Annotated in this window: 3 protein-coding genes; 1 reads left to right on the top strand and 2 read right to left on the bottom strand. The window is 74.7% G+C overall.

The window, feature by feature from the left end:
* Window positions 1-67 precede the first annotated feature (67 nt).
* Window positions 68-1,057, top strand: a complete 990-nt coding sequence (locus AB0G50_RS27390; protein WP_360113690.1) for a DUF916 domain-containing protein — start codon at window positions 68-70, stop codon at window positions 1,055-1,057.
* A gap of 5 nt (window positions 1,058-1,062) precedes the next feature.
* Here AB0G50_RS27390 and AB0G50_RS27385 read toward each other — a convergent pair whose 3' ends face one another.
* Window positions 1,063-3,840 (bottom strand): response regulator, encoded by a 2,778-nt coding sequence (locus AB0G50_RS27385; protein ID WP_360113688.1) that lies wholly within the window; start codon window positions 3,838-3,840, stop codon window positions 1,063-1,065.
* 3 nt (window positions 3,841-3,843) lie between these two features.
* On the bottom strand, window positions 3,844-4,215 hold the full coding sequence (locus tag AB0G50_RS27380; protein ID WP_360113686.1) for a response regulator: 372 nt from the start codon (window positions 4,213-4,215) through the stop codon (window positions 3,844-3,846).
* Window positions 4,216-4,382 lie beyond the last annotated feature (167 nt).

The raw sequence follows: 4,382 nt of genomic DNA, 5'->3' as shown, positions 1-4,382 counted from the left end.
GGGGTTTTCCCCCCGGGGGGGGGGGCCCCCCGCCCCCCCCCCACCACCCCCTTTCCTGGAGATCCCGATGCGCCCGCTGCTCGTCCTCGTCACCGCCGTGCTCGCCTGGCTCCTCGCGCCGGGCGCCGCGCTCGCGCAGGACCCGGTGACCTGGGGCGTGCGCCCGGCCACCTCCGCCGACCACGGCGAGGCCCGCCCCAACTACGCCTACACCGCCGCGCCCGGCGAGACGATCCGCGACGCCGTCGCCGTCACCAACCACGGCGACCGCCCGATCACCCTGCTCGTCTACGCCGCCGACGGCTTCACGACCGCGAGCGGTCAGCTGGACCTGGTGCCCGGCGGGGAGAAGTCCACCGGTGTCGGCGCGTGGACCCGGCTGGCCGAGGCCCGCGTCGACGTGCCCGCGAAGGCCACCGCCGAAATCCCGTTCGCGATCACCGTGCCCGCCGACGCCGAGCCGGGCGACCACAGCGGCGGCGTGGTGACCTCCCTGGCCGTGCCGGAGAACGCGGACGGCGTGACCGTGGACCGCCGCTTGGGCACCCGGATCCACCTGCGCGTCCTGGGCGAGGCCAAGCCCGCGTTGGCCGTCCGCGACCTGACCGTCGACTACCGCGGCACGCTGTTCGGCCCGGGCTCGGCGACCGTGTCGTTCCGCGTCGAGAACACCGGCAACCTGCGGGTCAGCGGCGAGCAAACCGTTTCCCTGCAAGGACTTTTCGGCCTGGACGCGCACGACCAGTCGCTGACCGTCCCGGAATTGCTGCCGGGCGCCTCCCACGAGTTCACCGTCCCGGTCGCCGACGTGGCGCCGCTGTTCCGCCTGAAGTCCTCGGTCCGCCTGACCCCGCGGGTGGAGGGCGCGTCGACCGACGCCCAGCCCGCGGAGGTGACGGCGACCGCGACGACGTGGGCCGTGCCGTGGTCGGTGCTGGGCCTGCTGGTGCTCGTCGCGGCGGCGGTCGTGGTGCTGCGGTGGTGGCTCCGACGCCGCCGGGCCGCGACGGAGCGTCGGATCGCGCGGGCCGTCGAGGAAGCCCTGGGTCGCGACTGACCCGATCAGACCAGCTCGGCGGTGACCACCGCGATGGCCGCGACGGTGGCGTCGAGTTCACGGCGCACGGCTTCCAGGGCCGGGTCGGGGAGATCGCCCGACCGGGCCCGGTCCTCGATCACGGCCACCAGCCCGGCCAGCCGGTCGGCGCCGATGTTGGCCGCCGAGCCCTTGAAGCTGTGCGCCGCCGCGATCGCCTCGGTGACGTCGCCGGAGCGCAGCGCCTCGGCCAGGCGGTCCAGTGCCGGCGCGGAGCGCGCGACGAACGACTCCAGCAGGGCGGCCAGCAGCGCGCGCTCCTCGGGTGGCGCGTCCGGACCGCCGATGTCGGCCAACCGGGCCCGCACGGCCGCCTCGCGCTCGTCCGACTCCGGGCGCGGGTGCGGCACCTGGACGTCGTCCGGCTCGGGCTCCAAAGGATCCGACCCCGGCGGGGTGGCGTCCTCGACTTCCGGCTCGGCCCGCGCGGCCGCCAGGTTGGCCAGCAGGTTCGCCAGGTCGTCGGCGCGCACGGGCTTGGGCAGGTAGTCGTCCATGCCCGCGGCGGCGCAGGCGTTGCGGTCCTCCAGCAGCACCGACGCGGTCATCGCGACCACGTGCGGGCGGCGGCCCGCGGGCACCTCGGCGCGGATCGCGGTGGTGGCCTCCAGGCCGTCCATCACCGGCATGTGCACGTCCATCAGCACCACGTCGTACGGGCGTTGCAGGACCGCGCGCACGGCCTCCTCGCCGTTGCCCACCACGTCCACCCGGTGGCCGAGCCGGGTGAGCATGAGCCGGGCGACCTTCTGGTTCACCGGGTTGTCCTCGGCCAGCAGCACCCGCAGCGCCCCGGAGCCCGGCTCGACCGGCGTCGACACGATCCGCGCGGGCTCCAGCCGGCGACCGGGGCCGACGCCCAGCACCCGGCCCAGGGTCGCGTGCAGCACGCTCACCCTGGCCGGTTTGGTCAGCACGGCGTCGAACAGGTCCCGCTCCGCGGGCTCCAGCAACGCGGCCAGGCTGCCCAGCAGCACCAGCGGCAGGTCGCGGGTGGCCTCCAGCGCGCGCAACCGCCGCGCGAGCACCACGCCGTCCATGCCCGGCATGTGCATGTCCAGCACCGCCACGTCGTAGCGCCCGCCCGCCGCCACCAGGTCCAGCGCGGCCGGACCCGACGGCGCCGTCGCGCAGACCATGCCCCACGCGGTGAGCTGGGCGGACAGCACCTGGCGGTTGGTGTCGTTGTCGTCCACCAGCAGCGCGGTCTTCCCGCTCGCGGGCGCGTGCGCGGGTCCGCGGCCCGTCGGCTCCGGCGACACGTGCATGACCGCGGTCAGGGTGAACGTCGAGCCCACACCCGGCGTGCTCTCCACCACCAGGTCGCCGCCCATCACCTGGGCGAGCCGCTTGCTGATCGCGAGGCCCAGCCCCGTGCCGCCGAACCGGCGCGTGGTGGACGCGTCGACCTGGCTGAACGCCTCGAAGAGCCGCTCCTTCTGCTCCGCCGGGATGCCCATGCCGGTGTCCCGCACCTCGGCGTGCAGCAGGACCTCGGTGTCCGACCCGCGTGCCTCGGCCCACAGCGTCACGGCCACCTCGCCGGAGTGGGTGAACTTGACCGCGTTGGACAGCAGGTTCAGCAGGATCTGCCGCAACCGGGTCGCGTCGCCGCGCAGCACCGCCGGGCAGCCGGGGTCGACGTGGCCGACCAGTTCCAGCGCCTTGGCCTCGGCGGGCAGCGCGACCAGGGCGAGCGCGCTCTCCACGCAGTCGACCACGTCGAACGACGCGTCCTCCAGGTCGACCTGCCCGGCCTCGATCTTGGAGTAGTCCAGGATCTCGTTGATGATCGACAGCAGCGAGTCGCCGCTGTCCCGGACGGTGGTGATCAGGTCGCGCTGCTCCGCGGTCAACCCGGTGTCGAGCACCAGACCGGTCAACCCGATCACGGCGTTCATCGGCGTGCGGATCTCGTGGCTCATGGTCGCCAGGAACGCCGCCTTGGCCCGGCTCGCCGCCATCGCCTCGTCGCGGGCGTCGCGCAGGGCGCGCATCGAGGTGTCCACGGCGGACGACATGCGCTCGAGCTCGACCGGGCCCGTCACCCGCACGTCCAGGCCGGACTCGCCGCCCGCCACCCTGGTCGCGGCCTCGGCCACCCTGGTCAGCGGCACGGTGACCTTGCGCGTGGCCCACCACGCGCCGAGCCCGACGAGCGCGGTCAGCGCGGCGGTGCCCCAGCCGATCAGCAGCCGGGTGCCCGAGGCGCCCTCGCTGCTGACGCGCTGCCTGATCGCCAGCAGCCGCACCTCCTCGTCCCGCATCCCGTCGAGCACGGCCTCGATCCGGTCGCCACCGCCCGGGCCGTCCTGCGCCACCAGCCGCCGCGCGGTACCGGGATCACCGCCCTGGTAGGCGGAGAGCGCGTCGGCGGTGTGCGCCAACCAGGTGTCGACGAGCGGTTCCAGCTCGTCCAGCGCGCGCTGCTGGACGCCGTTGTCCGCGGTGAGCGAGCGCAGCGACGCGGTGGTGGCGCCGATGTCCGCGATCGCCGCGCGGTAGGGGCTGAGGAACCCCTCGTCGCCGGTGACGAGGTAGCCGCGCTGGCCGCGTTCCACGTCCTGGAGGTCGATCCGCAGCTGGGAGATCCGGCCCAGCACCTCGTAGGTGTGCTCGACGGGCACGCGGTCCTCCAGCAGCGTGCCGATGCGCACGTACGCGCTGATGCCCACGACGAGCAGCCCGCCCACGGCCAGCAGGTAGCCGACCGCCATGAGCCGCCCGACCGTCCACCGCCACACGGGCTACGCCGACCCTGGGATCAGCGCCTGCACGCGGTCGAGCAGCGCCTGCGGGCTGATGGGCTTCACGAGGTACTCGTCCGCGCCGGCGGCGAGACCCCGGGCGATCTCCCAGTCGTGCGCGCCGCCGGACAGCAGCACGATCGGCACCGCGCGCGTGGTGGGGTCGGCGCGCAGGTCCGCGCACAGCTCCAACCCCGACCGGCCGGGCAACCCGACGTCGAGCAGGAACAGGTCCGGCACCTGTTCGCGAGCGGCGTCCACCGCCGCGGTGGCGTTGGCCACGACCACCACGTCGATGCCCGCCTGTTCCAGCTTGAACCGCAGCAGCAGGCCGATGTCCGGATCGTCCTCGGCCACGAGCACGCGAGCCACCACCCGCACCTCACCCGGTAGACAACCCACTCAACGTGGGCCGGTCACCGACCCGCGTCAACCTCGAACCGGGCAATCCACTCGGAGGTGTGGTCGCCGCCGCGCCCCGTTGGGGGCGGCGGCGGCCGGTCGGGGGCGCCCCGGGCGGGCGGGCGGGGCGCGGCGGC

The organism is Actinosynnema sp. NPDC020468 (assembly GCF_040642015.1).
In the GTDB taxonomy this organism is placed as follows: domain Bacteria; phylum Actinomycetota; class Actinomycetes; order Mycobacteriales; family Pseudonocardiaceae; genus Actinosynnema.
This window is presented reverse-complemented; position numbering and strand designations above follow the sequence as displayed.

Coding starts and splice junctions, on each gene's coding strand:
- AB0G50_RS27390 (WP_360113690.1), top strand. CDS start 68: ATGCGCCCGCTGCTCGTCCTCGTCACCGCCGTGCTCGCCTGGCTCCTC.